At 60.9% G+C, this 21,481-nt stretch carries 21 protein-coding genes; 11 read left to right on the top strand and 10 right to left on the bottom strand.

The genetic code is table 11. The features are described from left to right. Positions 1-306: 306 nt before the first annotated feature. The 7 genes from tatC (at position 307) to NE637_RS11805 (ending at position 4,840) form a co-directional block, all read left to right on the top strand. A complete protein-coding gene (gene tatC, locus NE637_RS11775) occupies positions 307-1,116 on the top strand; it encodes a twin-arginine translocase subunit TatC (RefSeq protein WP_192113406.1) in 810 nt (269 codons plus the stop codon). Beyond that, the gene (locus NE637_RS11780; RefSeq protein WP_225530041.1) at positions 1,113-1,712 is read left to right on the top strand and encodes an imidazoleglycerol-phosphate dehydratase; all 600 of its coding nucleotides are present in this window, start codon (positions 1,113-1,115) and stop codon (positions 1,710-1,712) included. The genes tatC and NE637_RS11780 overlap by 4 nt, the downstream gene beginning before the upstream one ends. Continuing rightward, a complete protein-coding gene (locus NE637_RS11785; RefSeq protein WP_192113334.1) occupies positions 1,712-2,371 on the top strand; it encodes a hypothetical protein in 660 nt (219 codons plus the stop codon). The genes NE637_RS11780 and NE637_RS11785 overlap by 1 nt, the downstream gene beginning before the upstream one ends. Further along, positions 2,368-3,099 (top strand): 1-(5-phosphoribosyl)-5-[(5-phosphoribosylamino)methylideneamino]imidazole-4-carboxamide isomerase, encoded by a 732-nt coding sequence (gene hisA, locus NE637_RS11790; RefSeq protein WP_215648073.1) that lies wholly within the window; start codon positions 2,368-2,370, stop codon positions 3,097-3,099. Before NE637_RS11785 ends, hisA begins: the two co-directional genes overlap by 4 nt. A gap of 362 nt (positions 3,100-3,461) precedes the next feature. Then, positions 3,462-3,929: a DMT family transporter gene (locus NE637_RS11795; RefSeq protein WP_192113332.1), complete on the top strand. Its 468-nt coding sequence runs from the start codon at positions 3,462-3,464 to the stop codon at positions 3,927-3,929. Beyond that, positions 3,929-4,267 carry an SMR family transporter gene (locus NE637_RS11800; RefSeq protein ID WP_227118841.1) on the top strand — a complete coding sequence of 113 codons (339 nt, stop codon included), beginning with the start codon at positions 3,929-3,931 and terminating at the stop codon, positions 4,265-4,267. The genes NE637_RS11795 and NE637_RS11800 overlap by 1 nt, the downstream gene beginning before the upstream one ends. A gap of 33 nt (positions 4,268-4,300) precedes the next feature. Further along, positions 4,301-4,840 carry a hypothetical protein gene (locus NE637_RS11805; protein WP_225530040.1) on the top strand — a complete coding sequence of 180 codons (540 nt, stop codon included), beginning with the start codon at positions 4,301-4,303 and terminating at the stop codon, positions 4,838-4,840. A 45-nt stretch (positions 4,841-4,885) separates the two neighbouring features. Here the strand turns inward: NE637_RS11805 and NE637_RS11810 are convergent, their stop codons facing one another. From NE637_RS11810 to NE637_RS11855, 10 genes are all read right to left on the bottom strand, one after another. Continuing rightward, a complete protein-coding gene (locus tag NE637_RS11810) occupies positions 4,886-5,461 on the bottom strand; it encodes a histidine phosphatase family protein (RefSeq protein ID WP_227118821.1) in 576 nt (191 codons plus the stop codon). Further along, positions 5,458-6,705 carry a DVU_1551 family NTP transferase gene (locus tag NE637_RS11815; RefSeq protein ID WP_227118822.1) on the bottom strand — a complete coding sequence of 416 codons (1,248 nt, stop codon included), beginning with the start codon at positions 6,703-6,705 and terminating at the stop codon, positions 5,458-5,460. The genes NE637_RS11810 and NE637_RS11815 overlap by 4 nt, the downstream gene beginning before the upstream one ends. Positions 6,706-6,794: 89 nt before the next feature. Beyond that, positions 6,795-7,919 carry a DVU_1553 family AMP-dependent CoA ligase gene (locus tag NE637_RS11820; protein WP_256267743.1) on the bottom strand — a complete coding sequence of 375 codons (1,125 nt, stop codon included), beginning with the start codon at positions 7,917-7,919 and terminating at the stop codon, positions 6,795-6,797. Further along, the gene (trsS, locus tag NE637_RS11825; RefSeq protein ID WP_227118824.1) at positions 7,919-9,388 is read right to left on the bottom strand and encodes a radical SAM (seleno)protein TrsS; all 1,470 of its coding nucleotides are present in this window, start codon (positions 9,386-9,388) and stop codon (positions 7,919-7,921) included. Before trsS ends, NE637_RS11820 begins: the two co-directional genes overlap by 1 nt. Continuing rightward, a complete protein-coding gene (locus NE637_RS11830; protein WP_022659532.1) occupies positions 9,385-9,849 on the bottom strand; it encodes a DVU_1555 family C-GCAxxG-C-C protein in 465 nt (154 codons plus the stop codon). The genes trsS and NE637_RS11830 overlap by 4 nt, the downstream gene beginning before the upstream one ends. Then, on the bottom strand, positions 9,846-10,706 hold the full coding sequence (gene trsM / locus NE637_RS11835) for a DVU_1556 family methyltransferase (protein ID WP_227118825.1): 861 nt from the start codon (positions 10,704-10,706) through the stop codon (positions 9,846-9,848). The genes NE637_RS11830 and trsM overlap by 4 nt, the downstream gene beginning before the upstream one ends. Continuing rightward, a complete protein-coding gene (locus NE637_RS11840) occupies positions 10,703-10,918 on the bottom strand; it encodes a DVU_1557 family redox protein (RefSeq protein ID WP_192113326.1) in 216 nt (71 codons plus the stop codon). The genes trsM and NE637_RS11840 overlap by 4 nt, the downstream gene beginning before the upstream one ends. Further along, on the bottom strand, positions 10,915-13,428 hold the full coding sequence (locus NE637_RS11845; protein WP_227118826.1) for a pyridine nucleotide-disulfide oxidoreductase/dicluster-binding protein: 2,514 nt from the start codon (positions 13,426-13,428) through the stop codon (positions 10,915-10,917). The genes NE637_RS11840 and NE637_RS11845 overlap by 4 nt, the downstream gene beginning before the upstream one ends. 257 nt (positions 13,429-13,685) lie before the next feature. Further along, a complete protein-coding gene (locus tag NE637_RS11850; RefSeq protein ID WP_227118827.1) occupies positions 13,686-16,409 on the bottom strand; it encodes a molybdopterin-dependent aldehyde oxidoreductase in 2,724 nt (907 codons plus the stop codon). A gap of 77 nt (positions 16,410-16,486) precedes the next feature. Further along, positions 16,487-17,512 (bottom strand): molybdopterin-binding protein, encoded by a 1,026-nt coding sequence (locus NE637_RS11855; RefSeq protein ID WP_342803940.1) that lies wholly within the window; start codon positions 17,510-17,512, stop codon positions 16,487-16,489. A gap of 307 nt (positions 17,513-17,819) precedes the next feature. Here NE637_RS11855 and NE637_RS11860 point away from each other — a divergent pair, with 307 nt between their 5' ends. From NE637_RS11860 to NE637_RS11875, 4 genes are all read left to right on the top strand, one after another. After that, complete coding sequence (locus tag NE637_RS11860) at positions 17,820-18,206, top strand: RT0821/Lpp0805 family surface protein (RefSeq protein WP_227118829.1); 387 nt, start codon at positions 17,820-17,822, stop codon at positions 18,204-18,206. A 286-nt stretch (positions 18,207-18,492) separates the two neighbouring features. Then, positions 18,493-20,097, top strand: a complete 1,605-nt coding sequence (locus NE637_RS11865) for a polysaccharide biosynthesis/export family protein (RefSeq protein ID WP_225530037.1) — start codon at positions 18,493-18,495, stop codon at positions 20,095-20,097. Between the two features lie 139 nt (positions 20,098-20,236). After that, positions 20,237-20,926, top strand: a complete 690-nt coding sequence (locus NE637_RS11870) for a Crp/Fnr family transcriptional regulator (RefSeq protein ID WP_192113323.1) — start codon at positions 20,237-20,239, stop codon at positions 20,924-20,926. A gap of 163 nt (positions 20,927-21,089) precedes the next feature. Further along, entirely contained in the window at positions 21,090-21,443 is a 354-nt protein-coding gene (locus NE637_RS11875; protein WP_215648079.1) for a cupin domain-containing protein, read from the top strand. The last annotated feature ends 38 nt before the right edge of the window (positions 21,444-21,481 follow it).

Here is a 21,481-nt window from a genome sequence, read left to right on the forward strand (position 1 = left end):
ACCGCAGGGGAACATTCCGACCTCAACAAGACAAATGAAACCGCAGCGGAGCCGTCCCTTCAGGGGGCGGCCCCTGCGGATACGCCTGCAGAAGCGGCAGAAGCGTCTGCCGCGTCAGCACCCGAAACTGCACCAGAAGCCACGCCGGAAACACAGGCTGACGGGCAGCCTCCTCTGCCCCCGGTTCCGCCAGTGGGCACAGTGCAAAGCCCTGCGGCAGAGCCTGAGAACCTGCCCATCCAGAGCGAAAGCACGCCTCCTGCCACGCCGGAAGACGAGGTGGAGGAAGAAGCTGACGACAGACCCATGGGCCTCATGGATCACCTCTCGGAGCTGCGCGGTCGCCTTGTGCGCTGCTGCCTCGCCGTCATGGTGGGCTTTATAGCCTGCTGGGCCGTGGTTGATCCCATTTTTGACGCACTTGTGGCGCCTCTGCTGAGCGTCCTGCCTGACGGCTCGCACGCCATCTACACCACCCTGCCCGAAGGCTTTTTCACCCGCATGCACATTGCCTTTGTGGCTGGCGTGTTTGTGAGCAGCCCTGCAATTTTTTATCAGGTATGGGCCTTCATCGCCCCCGGTCTGTATGAAGAAGAAAAACGGAGCATCATACCTGTTGCCGTGATGTCGGCCTTCTTCTTTATCAGCGGCGGCGCCTTCTGCTACTTTGTGGTTTTTCCCAACGCATTTGCCTTCTTCATGAGCTACGCCACCGACACCATCGTGGCTATGCCCAAGATCAGCGATTATCTGAGCTTTGTGCTCAAGCTTATTCTTGCCTTTGGCCTTGTGTTTGAAATGCCGCTGTTTGCCTTCTTTCTGGCGCGCATGGGCATTATCACGGCAGAACTCATGCGCCGCGTGCGGCGTTATGCCATTCTGGCCATTTTCATCGTGGCGGCAATTCTTTCACCGCCCGATGTGGTTTCGCAGTTGCTCATGGCCGCGCCCATGCTTGTTCTTTATGAAGTGAGCATCTTTGTGGCGGCTGGTTTTGGCAAAAAGCCCGCGAAGGAAGAAGACGAGTCAGACGAAAAGCCCGAAGGCGAAGACGGCGAAACCCCCGATGCCGGGACAAAACCGGACAAGGATGAAAATACCTCGGAGAAGCCATGAGCGACATCGCCCCCAGAACCTCCACGCAAGAGCGCAAAAGCGCCGAAACCGACATCCGGCTTGAACTGAACATTGACGGTCAGGGCATTACGGACGTGAAAACAGGTTTTGGCCTGCTCGACCATATGTTGACGCTGACAGCTTTTTGGGCTGGTATGGATCTGCGGCTGGTGTGCGAGGGCGACATGGAAGTGGACGCCCACCACACCACAGAAGACGTGGGGCTGCTGCTCGGCAAGGCGCTGCTTGAAGCCCTCGGAGACAGGGCTGGCATTGCCCGCGTAGGCTATGGGCGCGTTCCCATGGACGAAGCCCTGGCAGAAGCCACTGTTGATCTTTCGGGCCGCCCCTGGCTTGAGTGGCGCGGCGGAGAGTTGCTGCCCCCGGTTCTGGCGGGGGAAGAAAAAGACCTCTGGCGGGAATTTTACAAGGCATTTGCAAGCAGTGCGCGCTGCAATCTGCATGTGGAGTTCCGCTATGGCCAGAACGGCCATCATCTGCTGGAATCGGCGGCCAAAGGGCTGGGGCTTGCCCTGGCCCAGGCAGTGCGCCGAAACGGCACAACCATCAGAAGCACAAAGGGAGGTCTTGATTGATGCAATCCCGACTTCGTATGCTGTTGCTGCCCGCGCTTTGCCTCATGCTGATCGCCTGCGCCTGCAGCCGCCGTCCCACAAGCACGGCGGACGTTCCCCGCGTTATTTCGCCTTCGTATGTCATATCGGTTGCGCCCTTTACCCAGCCGATCAACGCAAGCCAGCTTATTACCGGGCGTATCCCTGATAATCAGGGCCGCATTGCCGATGAACAGCTGCCCTCGCTTGACCGTCGGTTCCGCAATGTGCTTACCACCGATTCCAAACGTCAGTTCAAGTATATTGACACCATTGATCTGCCCAGGGATCTTACGCGCTTCCACAGTTCCGAGCAGCCCCAGGCGCTGCCGCTCTGGATTGCCTATGGCAAGAAGCAGGGCGCGCAACTGCTGCTGGTGCCGCAGATTCTTGACTGGCACGAACGCCAGGGCTCCACTGCCGGTGTTACCGAACCCGCCCATGTGCGCGTGGAATTTTTCCTCATCAACGTTGCCAACGGCTCCATCATGTCGCGCTCCGTCTTTGAAGAAAAGCAGGAAGGCCTTGTGGACAACCTGATGAACGTAGGTACGTTCTTCAAGCGGCGCGGCCAGTGGGTCACGGCTGAAGAACTGACCGAAGACGGCATGCGCAAAGCAGTAAAGGATATGGGTTTATGATTCTATTTCCCGCCGTGGACATTCAGGACGGCAAGGCCGTGCGCCTCAAGCAGGGCCGCGCCCATGAAAGCACCGTCTTTGCCGAAGACCCCACAGACGCCGCCAAAGCCTGGGAAGCGCGAGGCGCTCAATGGCTGCACGTGGTTGATCTGGACGGAGCCTTTGACGGCGCGGCCAAAAGCCGCGAGATCGTGCGCCGCATCTGCACCGAGCTGTCCATTCCCGTGCAGCTTGGCGGCGGTATCCGCGACATGGCAACAGCCCAGGCCTATTTTGATGCGGGCGTTTCACGCCTGATTATTGGCACCCTGGCTCTGGAACAGCCCGAGCTTTTTGCCGAAATGTGCCGTGCCTTCCCTGGCCGCATTGGCGTTTCGCTGGATGCGGATGGCGGCAAACTCAAGACACGTGGATGGGTTGCCGACACTGGCCTGACCGTTGACGGGGTTCTGCCCCGCCTGCTGGCCGATGGCGCGGCATTCATCATCTATACGGATATCGAGCGCGACGGCATGCAGTGCGGCGTTAACGTAGCTGCTCTGGAGCATCTTTCGCGCCTTTCCACGGTGCCTGTCATTGCGGCGGGCGGCGTGGCGACGCTGGCAGATGTGCAGAAGCTCTACCCCCTCACCCTCACTACCAGCCTTGCGGGAGCTGTGAGCGGCAGGGCGCTGTACGAGGGCACCCTCAACCTTGAGGAAGCCAACGCCTGGATCGCCGCCCAATAAGCGGCATATAATTGCAGATTCAAGGCGGGCCGGATGGCCCGCCTTTTTTATGATGAACTTTCGATTGCTTACGCCTGCAATGTGCAATCATGAGCCTGTCTAAACAAAGCTGCATTCATCAGCGGCAGAAATAGTCAGCGCATACTGCAACCTTGACTCCCCCATTTCACGGCCTTATGATCTATCCATGTTATGCTTCAACTCTGCTTTTATGCCTCTTTTACGCCCATGCGTTTCAGGCTTTCCTGAAGAACGCTACTGGCGTTCCCTGCTCTAGCATCTCTCGCTATTTCCTCTGGTCATAGCCATTGTTGTCCTTCAATGCTGAAGGATTGCCTTTCTATTTTCCGCGAGAGATTTTTATGCTTAGATCAAAACCGTATCATTGGTGCTGCCTTGTTGCCTCCGTATTTCTGGAGGTGGGCGGAACACTTGTCATGAAGCTGGCGCAGGGCTGGGCTTTTCCCCACGCACAGGTTTTGGGGCTGGTTGTCATGTGGCTGGCCATCGCCATGTCCTACTTTTTTTTGTCCAAGGCTGTTACGGGCATTCCCGTTGGCGTGACCTTTGCCTTCTGGGAGGGGCTGGGCCTGACCTGCATCACCCTTGGCAGCGTACTTTTTCTGAACGAAGCCCTGACCTTGCGCCGCGCGCTGGGGCTGGCCTGCGTGCTGTCTGGTGCTTTGCTGGTCAATTATGGAACCGGGCACGGGGCACCCAAGCCCAGCCGCGAGGACTCCCCCACGGCCAGCAACAAGGCTGAAGCCCGCAAGCAGCGCGCAGAAGCGCCCACCCTGAATAACGGCCTTGCCGCAGGAGGGAACAGATGATGGATATTTCAAGCCTGTTCCAGAACGCCGCCCTGCCGCTGGTTTTGCTGGCCGCCGCGCTGGACGTGACCGCCAATATGCTGCTTGTGCGCTCCGACAGCTTCCGCCGCCGCGCCGTGGGCCTGCTGGCCCTTGCGCTGGTGGGGCTGGCTTTCTATTGCCTTTCACTGGCAGTTCATCATATGGATTTGGCCGTGGCTTACGCCATGTGGGGCGGTTTTGGCGTGCTTGGCACATCCGTGGGCGGATGGGTGTTGCTGCGCCAAAAGCTCGACCCCAGCGCATTTGCAGGCATTGCCCTGCTTGTCTGCGGCATGGTGCTGCTGCACACAAGCTGATTTAGGGCCGGATAGCTGCTTTCAGGAGAACGTATGAGCAAAGGTTTTTGGGACTACCTGTCGCACTGGCAGAAGGTCTTTCCCCGCCGCCGCGCCGTCAACTGGCGTGAAGGCTGGCTGCAAAACGGTTATTGCCGCGATTGCCGCTATTGCTGCGGCCCGCAGGATTCCAACGAGCTTTTTCCCATGGGCCTGCTGCCCGAGCAGTTGCGCCCCGGTCTTGCCAACGACTTTTATCTGCTCAACAGGGATACGGCCTTTATGGACGGGCGGGGTTGCCGCTCGTGCACAAATCAGGGTTGCCGTCTGCCCCGGCCAGAACGGCCTGTGGCCTGCGGGCTTTTTCCTTTTGTGCTGAACGCGGGGGAGATGTACCTTTATCAGATTTGCCCGGCGTCGCTCTTTACGCCGCTGGCGCGCATGGCGGAACTGGGACGCGAAGCAGCGGACTGGCTGGCAAAATTCAGCCAGCACGAACAGGAGCATATCGCTCTGAATCTGCCCGCAGAGGTACTCACAGACCGTTACATCAAGCTGCACATCCGAGTGTACAATCCCACGGCCTGGATCTGAGGCAAGGGGGAGTGCTGCCAGCGCGTACTGGTTGCGGCTAGCAGGCTACCATTCCGGCACAAAGGCGCGGCACCCGTAGTATTGGGGAATGCGCAGCACATCCCTGAGCGGCAGGGCAAGGTAGTGGGCCAGCAGGCTGCCCAGAATACCCGCATGCGAAACCATGAGCAGGGTTGCACCTGGGTAAAAACTGCGCCAGCGCGCCACGGCCGCCAGGGCGCGGCGCTGGGCCTGCATAAAGCTTTCGCCATGCGGGGGGCAAAAGTGTGCCATATCCTGCCCGCGAGCGGCATACGCACCGGGCCACGCGCGCTCGATTTCCGCCTTGGTCATGCCCTGCCAGAGGCCAAGGTTAATCTCGCGCAGACCGGGTTCCACATGCAGGGGGGGCCGCCCCTGCGGCAATGCCTCCATCAGGATGGCGGCGGTCTCACGGCAGCGGTCAAGATCCGAGCAGATGACCGCGCCAAGCGCGCCCTGCACCGCTGGCATGAACTGCCGCGCCAAGAGGCGTATCTGCTCCCGGCCCGCAGAACTTAAGGGAATATCCCGTGCGCCGACCATGCGCCGCTCCGGATTGGGCGGCAACATGCCGTGCCGCACCAGCCAGATGCCGCTCATGCAACCTCACGCCGGGCAACATTGCCGCGCGCAGCATTGCAATTACGCACAAGGGCGCGTTCCGCCACCAGGGCGGGTTCTTTGCCTATTTCGCGGGCAATGCGCTCTTCCAGCGCCTTGACGCGACCAAGCCTCCCCTGGATGGCCTCGCAGGCCGGGGCATCCTGGGCGTAAGCCTCCAGTTTGAGGCCAAAGCGCCGCTGCACGGGCACAAAGTTGCCGCCATAACAATACTTGTCCGCCAGATAGACCAGCTCTCGCTCAGTGACAGGCTCGTCCTCCGGCAAGGACAGATCGCGGTGATCCTGCACCAGACGCGCCATCTCCGGCAGTTCCAGCCGCCGTAAAAATTCCCCTGCCGCCGCCTCATGTCTGGGCTGGCCTTTGCAGATATCGTGCAGCAGCCCGCCAGCAAGCGCCAGGCGGGGATCCACCCCGGCATCATAGCCTGCGGCCTCGCGCGCATGGGCCAGAGCCTCAGCCAGACAGCAGGCCACGGCCCCCACAGCCCGCGCGTGACGCAAGCCTTTTTCCGGCACATTGCATATGCGCAGCAGGCATTCGGCCTCCACTGGCGAGAGGGTATGCCGCTCGCGGGCCAGCACGCGCAGGCGCGCATAGTCATCGGGAGTGTCCATATCTTCCAGAATCAGGGCATCAGCCACAGGCACATGCCGCAAAGGCGCGCCTTCCAGCGCCCCGCGCAGCCCGTTTTGCCCTTGATGCGTCAGAATATGCTGGGCCAAAGCCATGGAAATCAAGGGGGGATGCCCCTCCTGTCCGTCAAATGTCGGCACAAGCACCGACGTAGGCGCGGCCTTGCCGCTCACGGCCAGAGCTGCCGCATGGTCAGCCTCTTCCTGCCCGGCGGCGTCGAGCAAAGCGCGGATGGTCAGGGGCCGCACCAGCGGCACATCCACAGGCTGCACAAGAAACTGCCCTTCAAAACCGCCCTTCACCAGGGCCTCCACGCCCGCCTGCACAGATGAAAACATGCCCCGTTGCGGGTCGGGATTCCGCACCGCACTTAGCCCCAGCGCCAGAGCCTCTGCTTCCACGACTTCGGCGTGGAACCCGCTGACGATCACCACATCTTCCACACCAAGGGAACGGTACAGACTGACCAGTCCCCTCAGGGCGGAGCAGCGCCCGCCTTCGGGCAGCGAGGGCAGGGAAAGCAGGGCCTTGGCTGCGCCCATGCGCGAGGCCATGCCTGCGGCAAGAATCAGAACGGCTGGTTTCATGTGCTTTCTTCTTCGCGTTACTGCGCTGGGAACAATCAATAATATTGGGCCGATACAATAGCCCCATCGCTGGGGCATGCCATCAAGCGTTAAACACCCCGCCCCTTGGCGGGGCGCACGATGCGCGGCGGCTGCCCGCTTTTGCGTTCAATGCGGCCACGCACAGGGCCAAGCCTGCGCAAAGGGCTACCGCAGGCGCAAGGGGCTGGCAGCAGACAGGCCACATCACCGGTTCGATATCGCACCAAAGGCATTGCATGCCGTTGGAGCGTGGTAATGACAACCTCGCCCTCCTCGCCTGGGGCCAATATTTTACGCCCTGAAATATCTACTATTTCTATCAGAACGTCCAGTTCCCGCACATGAAAGCCCTGGTGGGCGGGGCATTCCACCGCGCAGCCGTAGGCGGTTTCGGTAAGGCCGTAATGATCCAGAATCTCGCATTGCCACGCCCGGCGCAAGGCCAGACCAAGCGCATCATCCAGAGGCTCAGCGCTGGTGAGTATGCCCGCAAGCCCCTGCGGCCCCCGGTGGGGAAAGTGCTTCAGCAAAAGGGCGAGTTGCGCGGGCGCGGCCACAAGGCAATGTGGCTTTGCCTGCTCCAGCCATTGGGCAAGAGCTTTGCCCGGCTCCGCGCAAGGGTCAGCATCTGGCGATGGGGTCGCGTGGACTTCCGGCGGTGGAGCCAGCACATCCACACCCGCTGCGCCCAAGGCCTGTCGCAGCAGGTCGGCCACGCCGTCAGGCCGCTCCGCACCGGGCAACAGCACTGCCAGCCGCTGCCCCGCGCCCACAAGCTGGCTCATACCCACCGCAAAAAAATCGCGCGTGCGGGCCAGGTCCGCATCAGTAAAGGCAAGCCGTTTGGGTTGCCCCGTGGTGCCTGACGTGTGCAGCGTGACCATACGCTGCACATCCCCCTGCGAAACGCACAAAAAATCCCCCCAGTTGCGCAGGTCTTCCGCAGTGGTGAAGGGCAGGCGTTCCAGATCGCCCACACTGGTTATATCCAGCTTGCACTCCCGCAAACGGGCGGCGTAAAATGCCCCGCGCACAGCCTGCCGCAAGGTGCTGCGCAGCAGGGCCGTTTGCGCAATCGCCAGCCTGCCGGGCAGCTCCCCGGAACTGCGCGCCCCGCACTGACGGGCCAGCCAGAGATCCAGCGGGCAGGAGCCGAAACCTGTTATGGAAGGTAGAGTTGCTGCGTCTGCCACTATGCGTCACCGTACAGGCGCGTGCCGTCGCTGGCAGTGAGATTGTGCAGGCAGAACGGAATCATGCGCCCGTCAGGCCGCACCACATGGATGCAGCAGCCGCGTACACGGTCAAGGTCAAGGCTCAGGGCATCCTGAAAGGCCATGGCCGAAAGCGTGAAACGCTGCTCTGCCCCGGCCTGAGCCAGAAATCGGCTAAAGCCGTCCGCACTGGCCTTGCTGCCTGCGCTGCCAGAGTCAAAGCCAGATGCGCCCCCGCAGCTACAGGCAGATTCCCCGCCACTGTTGCCCCCTTTCCAGTGCAGGGCCACAAACTGCTTGGCCTTGCGCGCCCCGTCCTCAGCGGGCGGAGGCACTTCCGCGCCAGCGGCCTTCGGTGCTGGCGAGCAACACGACTGCCCCGCATCGGCAAGCCATTCCAGCGAAGGTGCGCCGTTTTTCTGCACCCGGCGATACACTGCGCTGAAGGAACACAGCTCGTTTTCGCATCCCGGCGGATGCAGGTGACTGGGGCTGACCATTTCCGGTGCCTGCTGGGCCAGTGCTGCCATGACTTCGGGCAGGGTCAGGCGCGGGGCTTCCTCCAGCCGCCAGGGGTAGCGCCCAAAAAAAGCGGCTGGCTGCATGTGCAGCCCCCGCACCGCTGGGCCAAGCTCCAACGCCATGCGCAGCAGATCGCCCAGTTCGCCATCGTTGACGCCGCGCACAAGGGTCGCCACCAACACTACGCCAAGCCCGGCCTCTGCACAGTTGCGCACGGCGCGGCGCTTGAAATCAAGGCATTCCCTGCCCCTCAGGCTTGTAAAGCTGCTTTCGCGCACGCCGTCCCATTGCAGGTAGATGGAATCAAGCCCGGCCTCGCGCAGTGCGCGGGCATAGCCCTGCTCGCGCGACAAACGCAGACCGTTGGTATTGATCTGCACCAGCCCAAAGCCACGTTGCCGCGCAAGCGTGATGATCTGCGGCAGGTCATGGCGCATGGTCGGCTCTCCGCCGGAGATCTGCACATTGCAGGGGCCGGACGCTCCCTTAAGGGTATCCATCTGCGCGGCAATCACGCTCAGCGGCACGTCTCCCGCCTCTCCGGAATTTTGATTCGACATAGAACCAGCAGAGGCATAGCACACGGGGCAGGCCATGTCGCACCGCATGGTCACTTCAAACAGACCGGTGCAGGTATGCTGGGCGTGGGCAGGACAAAGGCCGCAGTCAAAGGGGCAGCCATCGCGGATTGGCGTGTGCGGATTGGCCGGGTAGGAAGGGCTTTTGGGCCGTGACCATGCGGCAAAGGCTGGCGTGGCCACTGCACCGGGCTTGGCTTCCTGCCATACGGGGACGCTGAACGTGCCATGATCCGGGCAGGTTTTGCGCAGTACGACAGTGAGTGCATCCTTGGCCGAGCGTTCATAGGTGGCCTCTACCCGGCGCAGGCACACGGGGCAGAGGCTCTGGGTGCGGCGCAGGGTCATGCTTTTTCCGTCAGATCCAGTTCGTAACTCTGAACCAGTTCCATGATTTTTCCCCAGCATTCCGCCAGCAAGTCGCCGCAGGCCACAGGGTTTGGCTGCTCGCCCGCAGCGCCGGAAGTCGCGCCAAGCCCAGCCGCAATCTGCCCGCAGCGCTGGCCGCCGTAAGCTTCCGTGCGGTCATAAAACCACGTGGCGTAATCATTGAGCAGGGGGGTGAGCATGGGATGCGGGATTTCATCTTCCGCCCCCTTACCCGCGACCAGAGCCAGGGCACAGGCCCCTCCCGTCAAAAGGCCGCAAGGGCCGTCCGATTGACCGATGCCGTGACACAGCCCCTGTGCGGCGCGCACAACGCCGGGGTTCTGCCTGTCCTGAGCCTGCAACATGAGCAGGAGCAGCAACTGGCTGCAACAATAGCCCTGATGCACCAAGGGCAATAATTCCATCATCATGGGATTCATGGGGTCTCCTTTCGGGCAATCCAAAGGCCGTATCCATAGGCGCGCCAAGCTTTTCCTGGGCCAGCGCCCCCGCATGCGCAGCCATGGCTGCTGCTATTCGCCGAGGGCCGGGTTGCGTCGTCGCTGTACCAGATCATGCGGGCGGCCAGTTCCACCAGAGCGCGGCTGTTGTCCTCAAAATGCAGCAGGTGCAAGCCAGCCGCTTCCACAAGCCCGCGCCACGCAGATTCAGGCCGCGCACCCGCAAGGCATGATGAACCCGGTGCGGCGTATTTTTCCGGGAGTGGCTCAGCTGTCGCTGTTGTCGGCGGGATAGATTGGGACGAGTTCGATTGTACTGCGCTTGCGTGACCGGAACAGGAACAACTGGAGCGGGAAGAGCCTGCACCAGAGCAGCCGGTGCTGACGGGGCGTTCATACCCTGGCCGCAGCATGAGGTCGCTGGTCACCAGCAGACCGCCGGGGCGCAGGGCGCGACAGGCGGCGCGCAAGGTCGCAAGAGGATTGTGCAGCAGGGAAAGAACACACTCGCACACTATGCAGTCGCAGGAGTCTGCGGCCAGCGGCGGGCGCTCAAGATCGGCCCGCACAATGCGGACGTCAGCAGAAGGGGCTGCATCCACAGGAAGTCCGGCCTCAGCGTGTTTGTCCAGCCCCACGGCGCGATAGCCCATCTGCGAGAGCAGGCGCAATGTCGCCCCTGCCCCGCTGCCAAGGTCAAGAACCAGCCCGCCCGGCGCAAGCAGGCCCGCAGAAGCGCACCACGCAAGCGCTCGACGCGTCAGTTCCACGCCACCGGGACGCCATGCGTCACCAGCTGCGCGGCGAAAGTCCGGCCTTTCCCACAGTGCGTTCATTTATCTTCCAGCAGAGCTTCCACTTCAAGCATCTTGCCTTCGGCCAGAGATTTGGGCACCTGCGTCAGCCCGCACTTGGGGCAGCGCGGCAAAAACACGTCAAAGGCGCTGTTGAGATAAAAAACAGGAACCTTCACCTGCTCAAGGGCAACGCGGCAACGCCCGCACACCCACTGGCCGCCGTCCGGCCCGTAGTTTGGCCCCATGCTCATGACTGTTCACCTCTCTGCCCGCCATTTTGCGCACCCAACATGTTGGGGCGCTGCCCATCGGTGCAGCACTGGTGGCTGTTGATGACATCCGCAGCTTCCTGACCGCCGGAACCCGGCACCACCATCCGGTGGCACCACGCATCGTGCAGGACAAAGACCTCGCCCTGCGCTTCGTATTCCACCCAGAAAGTCACCTTTCTGGGCCGCCACGAGCCAAGACGATGCCCGTCATCCAGATTCTCGAACCAGTGCCCACTGGCCTCGGCCCCCACAACGGCCCCTTCCACGTCTGAAAGCAGAATATGCCGCTCTTCCAGCCGGGCCAGCACATCCGCCGCCACCAGCACCCTGCCCTTTCCGGCCTGCTCGGGCGTGTCTGCAAGCAGGGCCTGTTGCCCGGCGGCGCTGCCATATTTTTCCAGCAGTTTGCGGCGCAAGGCAGCCCTGTTGGCGCGGCGCGCCGAAAGGCCCGGCCCTTGAGCCGCGCCGGACTGCGCCTTGCCTGACGCTGGCAGCAGCAGATCAAGCAGATGCCAGCACTCCTTGCCGCTGGCCGCCATGCGGTCACGGCACATGATGCACGAGGCAAGGCCGGGGTGCTCAAGCTGGGCGGCCCGGTGATCGCTCATGGCTCGGGCGGTTTCCGGCTGGGCGCACCACACAAGGCCGCCGTAACCGCAACAGGCGGTGGAAGCGCCGGAAAGGCGCGGTTCTTCAATTTTTGCCCCGCATTTGCCCGCCAGACTGCGCACTGCGGCAAGCCATGACGCATCATGCCGGGCGGTACAGGGATCCTGAATGGAAAAAACCGAGGGCAGGGAATTACCAGCAGTGGGAGCCTCAAACGGCAAGCTGTCCAGCACCTCCCACACGGAAACAGTCTGCGCTTCCGGCAGGGCCTCGTGCAAGGCCGTAATGCAGGAAGAACAGGCCGCCATGATGCGCGGTTTGCCCAGTCCCTCCCAGGCCTTGCGCAGTTTGTCCGTATGCTCCTTGAACAGGGTGGTTCTTCCGGCCCAACGCGCAGGGATGCCGCAGCAGGAAAGCATGATGCCCACGCCGGATTTCAGGCCGTTGCCAAATTTTTCGCGCAGCAGATCATAAAGCGCCGCCGTTTGTTCCACGCGCGCCGCAGCCAGCTGGCAACCGGGAAAAAACAGCCACTGCTCGCCCACCGCCTGACTCGCGTCAGCGCCCTGGGATTCTGCGGCTGGCGACAAGGGCGGCAGCACAAGGGCGCATTCCGGCCCTGAGGCGCTTTCCATATCCTCAAGCGCAAACTCGTGGGCCGTGGGCGGCATAAAACCGCGTTCCACCATGTCTTCCCGTGCGGAAAGGCACAGCTCGGCCATGGAAAAATTCTCCGGGCACAGTTCCTCGCACTGGCCGCACAGGGCGCAGCCGTTGATGAGGGCATTTGCCGTGTGCAGGCCCTTGACGATGGACGCGTTGTTATTGACCTGACGCGCGTAGAGGCGCGGATAGCCCTTGTATTTCTGCAAGTACACGCATTCGCGCACGCAGATCATACACTGGCATTGCAGGCAGCGCTCCGCCTCGCGCGCGGATTCCTCCGCAGAATAGAGCGGCTCGCCGCAAGCAGCCTGCGAGGCTGGTTCCACACGCGGCACGGGCGCTATACCTGTCACATCGGTGTGCAGCGGCCCCTGAGATTTGTCACGCGCGGCTGTGAGGGAAACGCCGCTGGTCACGCGCTCCATTGTCTGCGCCGCATGCCGCCCCTGCCCCGCCTGACGCGAAGGTGAGGCAAACGTGTGGCCTGTGGGGGTGCTGCTGCGCCAGCCAGCGCAGCAGATATTGCCGCGCCAGAGCAGGGTTTCCGCATCCACCTGGGCTTCGTCCGGGGCAATGCCGGGTGCATGCTGCTGCACGGCATCGGCGTCCACCAGCACGGCGTCATACTCCGCAGCCATCTTTTCCAGCAGCGCGGCATCAAGCGTCGCCTGGGTAAAACTGACCTTCTGGCGGCCAAGGGCTTCCATGTCTTCCGCCAGAAAATCCTTGGCAATGCCCGCCTCATTGTCTGCCGCCAGTGCGGGATGCGCTTTGAGCAAAAATTCGCCCGCCGCGCCCGAGTGAAAGACAGTAACGGGATAGGCCTTGCGCGACAGATCCCAGGCGGCCGTGAGCCCGGCAAGCCCGGCCCCCATGACGGCCATGCGGAATTTTTTGGGAGGCAAAGGCAACATACGGCTCTGCGCGCCCACAGCAAGCATGCACGAGAGTTCAAGCCCATGCATGGCGAGGCTGCCGCCCAGATCCTGCCGCAGACAGGCGTTTTCACAGGGGTGATCGCAAATGCGGGCAATAATGCCGGGCAGGGGCAAGTGCCGCTCAAGCACCTTGCGGGCCTCGCCCTGCTTGCCTTCAGCTATGCGGGCCATGAAGGCGCGCACATCCAGATCAAAAGGACAGGCCACCCGGCAACGGGGCGGACTTTCCTGTGTGCAGTGCGACTCTATTTCGTGCAGACGTTGTTGATCCATCATGGCGATTGCTCTCGCTGGCTTGGTGCAGACTGGCGCTGCGGCAAGGGGCGGGCGGCGCGGATTGCCGCCGAAAATACAAACAGGGCTTTCAGAGATACCCCCGAAAGCCCCGCTGCAAAAACATTGCACACCGTAGCGGCGCTCATGGCCTGGCGTGCGGTAAACCAAACAAATAAACATGGGGCTGGGATATGGGGAGAACCCCTTTTCAATCAGGATTCTCCCCAGTGTCTCCAGATGGTTACCGCAATCTTACGCTACTTGGGCATGGCCGCCAACACCTTTTCGGGGCGGGCGGGCAAGTGGCGCACACGCGCGCCGCAAGCATTGTAGATGGCGTTGATGATGGCAGGGTGCGGCGCGGTAAGGGGCATTTCGCCCACGCCGGAAGCGCCAAAGGGGCCAGCCTTGCGGGGGGTCTGCACATAGACGATTTCCATGTCGTCAGGAATCATCTTGATGGTGGGCACGCCCGCGCCAGCAAGGGTGCTGTGCTTCTTCAGGTCTTCGTAGTCTTCGGTCAGGGCAAGGCCAACGCCCTGCGCCAAGCCGCCGTAGATCTGACCGTCAACCACCAGCTTGTTGCACAGGGTGCCGATGTCGGCCACGCACACAAGCTTTTCAACTGTGGTCTTGCCGGTGGCGACCTCAACGGCCACTTCGGCAAGGAACAGACCGTACATGTAACAGGCAAAGGGTTCACCCTGGCCCTTGCCGTCGCAGTCCTTGGCCGGAGCAGACCACTTGCCGTCATAGTGCACGGGGCGGCCTTCGGCCTTCATTTCGTCATAGGTAAAGAAGCCGCCGCTGGGCTTGCGCATGCCTTCAATAAGCATTTCGCAGGCCACGCGGGTGGCGTTGCCCGTGACCACCTGAGAACGCGAACCGCCAGCAGGGCCGGAATTGGGGGTCTTGCTGGTATCGTTCATGACCAGATGGATATTTTCGGGCTTGATGTTCAGGGGGCGCAAGGCTTCATGGGCGGTGCCCAGGGTGCCGGAATCAGCGCCCTGGCCGTGGTCTTCCCACGAGTTGCCCACGGTTACGCTGCCGTCGGGGTTCAGTTCGGCCCAGGCTTCGGAGGTGTCCGGCCCGTCAAGGCCCGCGCCATACACGCCAAGGGCAATACCCACGCCGCGTTTGACTTCGGCGGTGGACTTGGCCTTAACGGTCTTTTTGGCTTCTTCGTAGTAGGGGCGCATTTTCTGGAACATTTCGGGCAGGCTCATGACTTCAGGCACCTGACCGGAGGGGTTGGTATCGCCTTCGCGGTAGCAGTTCAGCTCGCGGATGTCGAAGGGATCCATGCCCAGCTTTTCAGCCAGTTCGTCCATGAGCACTTCGGAGGGGAATTCGGTTTCCGGCGCGCCGTAGCCGCGGAAAGCCGCACCCCAGCAGTGGTTGGTGGCAACGGTGCGGCCCTTGCCGCGAATGTTGGCGATGCCGTAACCAGCGCCGATATACTGCGCGCCGCGCAGGGTGAGCAGATCGCCGAATTCGGAGTAGGGGCCGTGGTCAACGCTCCAGTCCGTTTCCATGGCAAGAATCTTGCCCTGCTTGTTGGCGGCAAAACGCACGGTCGTCCAGAAGGGCGAACGCTTGCCGGTGTAGTTCTGCTGCTGTTCGTAGTTGTAACGCAGGTGGCAGGGACGGCCGGTAGCCATAACGGCCACGCCCACAAGGGCTTCCATGGTGGGGCTGAACTTGTAGCCAAAGGTGCCGCCGGTGGTGTTCTGCACCAGTACGAGATCCTTCGGGAATTCCAGGCCGAGGCCGGGGGCGATCATCAGCGCGTGCAGATGAATGGCAACGGACTTGGAGTGGATGACCACCTGGCCCTTGTCGTTCACATAGCCGTAGCCCACGTCGGGTTCGATGGGCAGGTGGGGCTGGCGCTGGGTGTAGTAATCGCCTTCCGCGATGACGTTTGCCGGATCGTTGAAGAAGGGAGCGGTATCCGCGCCTTTTTCCTCAAGCTGGTCGTAGTAGATGTTGGGGGTGCCGGGGTGGATTTCGATGGCGTCCGGGGCCATGGCCTCGGGGGCGCTCATGTATTCGGGCAGCAGCTCAAGGTCAAACTTGACCTTTTCAGCCGCAGCGCGGGCGTTGCATTCGGAGTCAGCGCAGACAATGGCCAGCGCATCGCCGTACTGGAAGATTTTGGTATCGTTAAGGATGGGCCGTTCCCAGCCATCGCCCTTATTGGTGGGGAAGGTGATCAGGCCGGTGATGCGGTTCCTGCCCTTCACATCCTTGTGGGTCAGCACCTTGTACACGCCGGGCATTTTTTCGGCTTCAGAGGTGTCTATGCCCTTGATGTTGGCATGGGATACCTTGGCCTGGGCAATGGCGAGGTGCAGAGTGTTGGCGGGCAGGCGGTGCGCTGCGTCCGCGCCGAATTCGGCGGTGCCCGTCACCTTGGCGACGGCAGAAGGACGGGGCATGGTGGAACCCCAGATGCGGCCATCGGCAGGCATCTTGAAGGTAACGTCGTCCAGCGTTTTATCGCCGCGCATAAGGGCGGCTGCGTCCATGACAGCGTCCACCAGGGGCTTGTAGCCCGTACAGCGGCAGACGTTGTGATTTTTCTGGAACCAGTCGCGCACGTCTTCACGGCTGGGATTAGGATTGGAATCAAGCAGGGCCTTGGCCGAAACGATGAAGCCAGGGGTGCAGAAACCGCACTGGGCCGCGCCGTGGTAAATCCATGAATGTTGCAACGGGTGCAGATGGTCGGGGGTACCCACGCCTTCAAGCGTCGTCACGGCGGCGTTTTCCGCCACGCGGCTCATTTTTACCACGCAGGCGCGTACCACTTTGCCGTCAAGGATCACCGAACAGGCACCGCACTGACCCTTGCCGCAACCAACTTTGACACTGGTGAGCTGCAACTGATCGCGCAGCACGTCCACAAGCATATCGTCGGGGTTAGCCAGCAAGCGCCGGGGAATGCCGTTAATCACAAGGGTTTTTGTTTCCATGCGCGACTCCTTTTAATGATGAACAAAGGTATATGCCTGCGCGGTGAATCCGCGCCCGGGGTCAAACTTCCCGCCTCCTATTTCCCGAACGGACAGACCGGATAGCGGCATTCTTCACACTGGGAGCAAAAGCCCCCGTGCCCCAATGCCGCCACATCGGCAGCCGTTACCTCAATGCCGGCCAGCAGGCGCGGCACAACGAGATCAAAAATGCTGGCCTTGTGGTACATGACGCATCCGGGCAGCCCCAACACGGGCACCCGGCCTGCCGCCCCCTGGGCATAGGCCAGAAGGAACATGGCGCCCGGATACACCGGCGCGCCATAGCTGACCACCTCCGCTCCGGAAGTGCGGATGGCGGTTGGCGTGCGGTCGTCAGGGTCAACAGACATTCCGCCAGTTACCACAATAAAATCAGCACCTTGTTCGAGAAAATCCCTGATCGCTCCGGCAGTCATGGGCACTTCGTCACTGGTAAGGGTCTGCCCCACCACCGTGCTGCCCAGAGCGACGAACTTTTTGCGCAGCACAGGGCCAAAGGCATCCTGGATGCGCCCGTAAAAAACTTCGCTGCCTGTTGTGACCACGCCAACCCTGGCGCGGCGCAAAGGCAGAACTTCAACGACCGGCCCATCGACGAACGATTCAAGCTGCCGCAATTTTTCATCCTCAATCATCAACGGCACCACGCGGGCTCCCGCTACCGAGCGCCCCTTGGTTACGTGCTGCATGGTGTGGATGGTTGCGACAGAAATTTCGCCAAGGCTGTTTATGCGGTTGAGAACTGGCACATCCACCCGCAGCAGCCCGTCACAGGCGGCCTTGAGGTCGATACGCCCTTCCTTGGGTTCCGTGCATGTCAGGTTGCCGCCGGAAACGGCAGAAATAACACGAGCGGCGGCATCATTTTCGTGAACCATGCCGGGCAGGGATTCAAAAACATAAAGATGCTCTTTGCCAACCTGCAGCAGCACCTCAACGTCTTCTTCCCGCACAACATGGCCTTTACGAAAAACAGGCCCTTTGCTTTCACCAGGAATAATCCTGGTGATGTCGTGACACAAAACACTGCCCACGGCGTCATGCACATGGATGGTTTTCATTGCCAGTTTGGACATGACCTCTCCCGAAGCTGACTTCTAGATTGTGCATAAAATACCACCCTTACAACAAATTGCAAAATAAAATTCGTTATTTATTAATTGTGCTTTTGCTAACCATCTGGCTTTCAATGGTATCAACAGATAAATTCCTCTTTTTCGCAAAAAGCGTGACTATTGTCCCCATGACAAATACCGGGCCAAGGTCTCAAATTCATGCGGCATTGACAGCCGCGCGTTTCTTTGCGAGAGGGAAGGAAAAAAGCCGCTGTATTTGCCCAGAATACGGCAGCCATTAAAAGGAAATGCCATGCAAACGCGTTCAGCTCATTGGCCGATGACTCTGCCCGGCAAAGGCCGACTGGGCCTTTCCGGTCTGGCGGTTCTTACGGCTCTGCTGCTCGGCGGGTGCGGCTTCGGCGGGTCCCCGGCCCAGCCGGAAACGCCCCCCGGCCCTGTCACTGGCTTCATGATCGTCTCCGCAGTGGGAGAAACCGCTACTGTTGACGACCCTGATTTTGGCAAGGGGGTGCGCGTGAGCCTGGACGAGCTTTTCACCTCGGCCAAGGGCGAAGACTGCAAACGCGGCACCGTGCTTTCAGGCCAGCGTGAAGCGGAAGTTATTGTCATCTGTAAGGATGACAAAGGCCGTTGGACCATGGCCCCGCGAGTGTGGGGACAGGGTCTTTCGCAGTAGCGAGGCTGAGACTCCGGCTTATTGCCAGCAGGCCCTTGGCAAAAAACGATCAAGGGTGCATTGCCTCTGGCTAAACCGGGCAAATGTGATTATTTATGAAAGCGCACGGCGAATACCACGCCCGTGCGCTTTCCTTGTTGCAGTTGCAGCCTCGCAGCCCTGTTGAACCGACACGCCCTGAGCATGTCTCAGCGCCTTCAGACACTGGAGATACAAGGCGTTATGAGGATATTGACTACGGAACCCTAGGGCCAACAGCCTGTTTGCGGAACCACCTCTGGGGGCCATGCAAGCCCGAATCCATTGCATCAACACTGCCATGTCGCACAGAACTATTTTCACTTTTCTGCTGATCTTTTTCGCCCTGTCCAGCGCGGTCAAGGCCGAAAATGCACCCCAGCCTTACGCTGCCAACCTGTTTCAGGGCAATTTTTCGCAGAGCAAGGATGCCGCAAAGGACGCCAAGGATGCCTCCATCATCGCGCCGGGCGACCGGGTGGTGCTGCGCCTGTGGGGCGGCGACCTCAAGGTGGACAGCACCCTGACTGTGGCTGCTGACGGGCATCTGGACGTACCGGAGGTGGGGGCCATACCCGTGGCTGGCCTTGGTTACGACAAGCTGGCCGAAGCCTTGCGCAGCAAACTTGCCGCCAACGGCCATGCCGATGCGCAGATTTACGCTGCGCCTCTTGATGCCCGGCCTGTGGCCGTTTTTGTCACAGGCGGCGTTGCCAGGCCTGGACGTTACACCGGCACCCCCGGCGACCCGTTGCTGAGCTTTCTGGACAAGGCCGGAGGCCTTGACCCCATGCGCGGCAGTTATCGTGACATCCGCCTGATGCGTGACGGCAAGGCCGTTGCCAGCCTTGACCTCTACCCCTTTGCCCGCAAGGGCGTGTTGCCTGCCGTGCGCGTACAGGAAGGCGACACGCTTGTGGTGGGCGACAAAGGCCCCACCATTACGGCCATCGGCGCGGTGCGCACCTCCGCCAAATTTGAGTTCCCCAAGGGCAAGTCCACAGGCACGGCCCTGATTGAACTGGCCGAACCGCAGAACAGCGCCTCGCACATCGCCCTTTCCGGCACCCGCAACGGCGCGCCTTACAGCACCTATCTGCCGCTCAAGGAACTGCGCAACCTGATGCTTGAAGACGGCGATCAGGTGCAGTTTATTGCTGATGCGCCCGGCAATACCATGATGGTCGAGGTACAGGGCGCAGTGCGCGGAGCTTCCCGCTTTCCCGTGCGGCGCGGGGCCCGCTTGCAGGAAGTGAAGAACTTTATTGCCGTTGAACCTGGCCGCGCCAACCTCCAGGCCATGTACATCAAACGCAAGAGCGTTGCCGCCCGGCAAAAAAAGGCCATTGCAGATTCCCTGCGCAGACTGGAGGAAACAGCCCTCACGGCTTCCTCCGCCAGCGCGGATGAAGCAGCCATCCGCGCCAAGGAGGCGGAGATGGTCTCCAAATTTGTGGAGCGGGCCAAGAGCGTGGAACCGGAAGGCGTGGTTGTGCTTGACGGCGGGCCTGACAAGGCCGACCTCTCACTGGAAGACGGCGATATCATTGTGATCCCGCCCAAGAGCGACGTGGTGCTGGTAAGCGGCGAGGTCATGATGCCGCAGGCCATGCTGTGGGGCAAAAAGAAGGATGTGGACGACTACATCAAGGGTGCTGGCGGTTACACCAACCGCGCAGACCACGACAAGGTTCTGGTGCTGCACCAGAACGGCTCGGTGTCGCAGAACGGCGATGACATCCTGCCCGGCGATCAGGTAATGGTACTGCCCAAGGTGGAATCCAAAAACATGCAGGCAGTCAAGGACATCACCCAGGTCATCATGCAGGTGGTTGTTTCCGCCCGGTTGCTGCTGGGCATGCCGTCGTTGTAAGCTTTACGCAATTCTGCAGAAAGGGGGGCTTTTGCCCCCTTTTTTATTTCATGCGCACACGCTGCAAACGTGCGGTTGCATCACAAACGGAATTTGGGGTATGGTTTTGCAAGGAATGCAAAATCTACAAGAGGAATACATGGAACGCGCCCTGGAAGCATCCCCCCTGTTTTCTGGAATGACCGGACAGGAGGCGCGTATGTGCCTTGCATGCAGCGGCGCATTTGAAGAGCAGCACGGCAAGGGCGCGCTGATTTTTGCAGAATCTGACCCGCCGGAAAGGCTGTATGTGCTGCTGGAAGGTGCGGTGAACGTGTGCCGTGAATCAACCGAAGGCAGACGCGCCGTCATGGCGCGCGTTGACGCCCCCGGCGACCTGTTTGGCGAGGTGCATGTTTTTTTGGGCCGCCCGAGCTATGGTTGCAGCGTCCTGGCGGAAACGCCTGTGCGCATACTGGGCATACCCGCCCGGTTTTTCTACGCCACCTGCGAAAAAGCCTGCTCCGTCCATTCACGCATGATCCGCAACATGCTCGGTATTTTTGCGCACAAGGCTTTTTTTCTCACACGCCGCATTTCACTGCTGTCTTGCGGCAGCTTGCGGCGCAAACTTGCAGCCCTGCTGCTGGAGCACCGCCGCCCTGACGGCATGGTTTCACTGGCAATGAACCGTGAACAGATGGCTGATTTCCTGGGAGTAACCCGCCCCTCACTTTCACGCGAACTCGCCGCCATGCGCGACGAAGGCCTTCTGCAAATGGAGGGTAGAAGCATTCGCGTACCTGACATAGCCTCACTGAATTTTTTGTGCGAATATTTCCCGGCCTGATTGAAATATATTCTTTTTATAAGTAATTTCAGGTTATTGCACATCGCCTCCTTTTTTCTCCCGCGCCCAAAATATTTTCATTTTCTTGAGCATCCGTAACATTTGTTACAGAACCATTGTCCCAGCCTTGATAGAACGGAATCGTCAACACAAGGAGGGCCTCATGGACCACATTCTCAAGAACCTTGAATTCGCCGCAGCGCTGCCCCTGGCCGCGCAGGTCGAGTGCCAGCCTGGCCAGATCGCCAGCAAGACCCTTATCCAAAACGCCTCTGTGGGCATCACCCTGTTTGCCTTTGACGCCAACGAAGAAATCAGCGCCCACACCTCCACGGGCGATGCCATGGTTCTCGTGCTTGAAGGCTCGGCGCAGGTAACCATCAGCGGCCAGTCACATACCGTGCAGGCGGGTGAAGTGATTATCATGCCCGCCGGCCAGCCGCACTCTGTACGCGCGCAAGAACGCTTCAAGATGCTGCTTACCGTCGTTTTTCCTTCCCCCAAGACCCCCGCGTAGGCGGATCACCCCCCAGCCTCCGCTTTGCGGAGTATCAG

This window comes from Desulfovibrio desulfuricans (assembly GCF_024460775.1).
In the GTDB taxonomy this organism is placed as follows: Bacteria; Desulfobacterota; Desulfovibrionia; order Desulfovibrionales; family Desulfovibrionaceae; genus Desulfovibrio; species Desulfovibrio desulfuricans_E.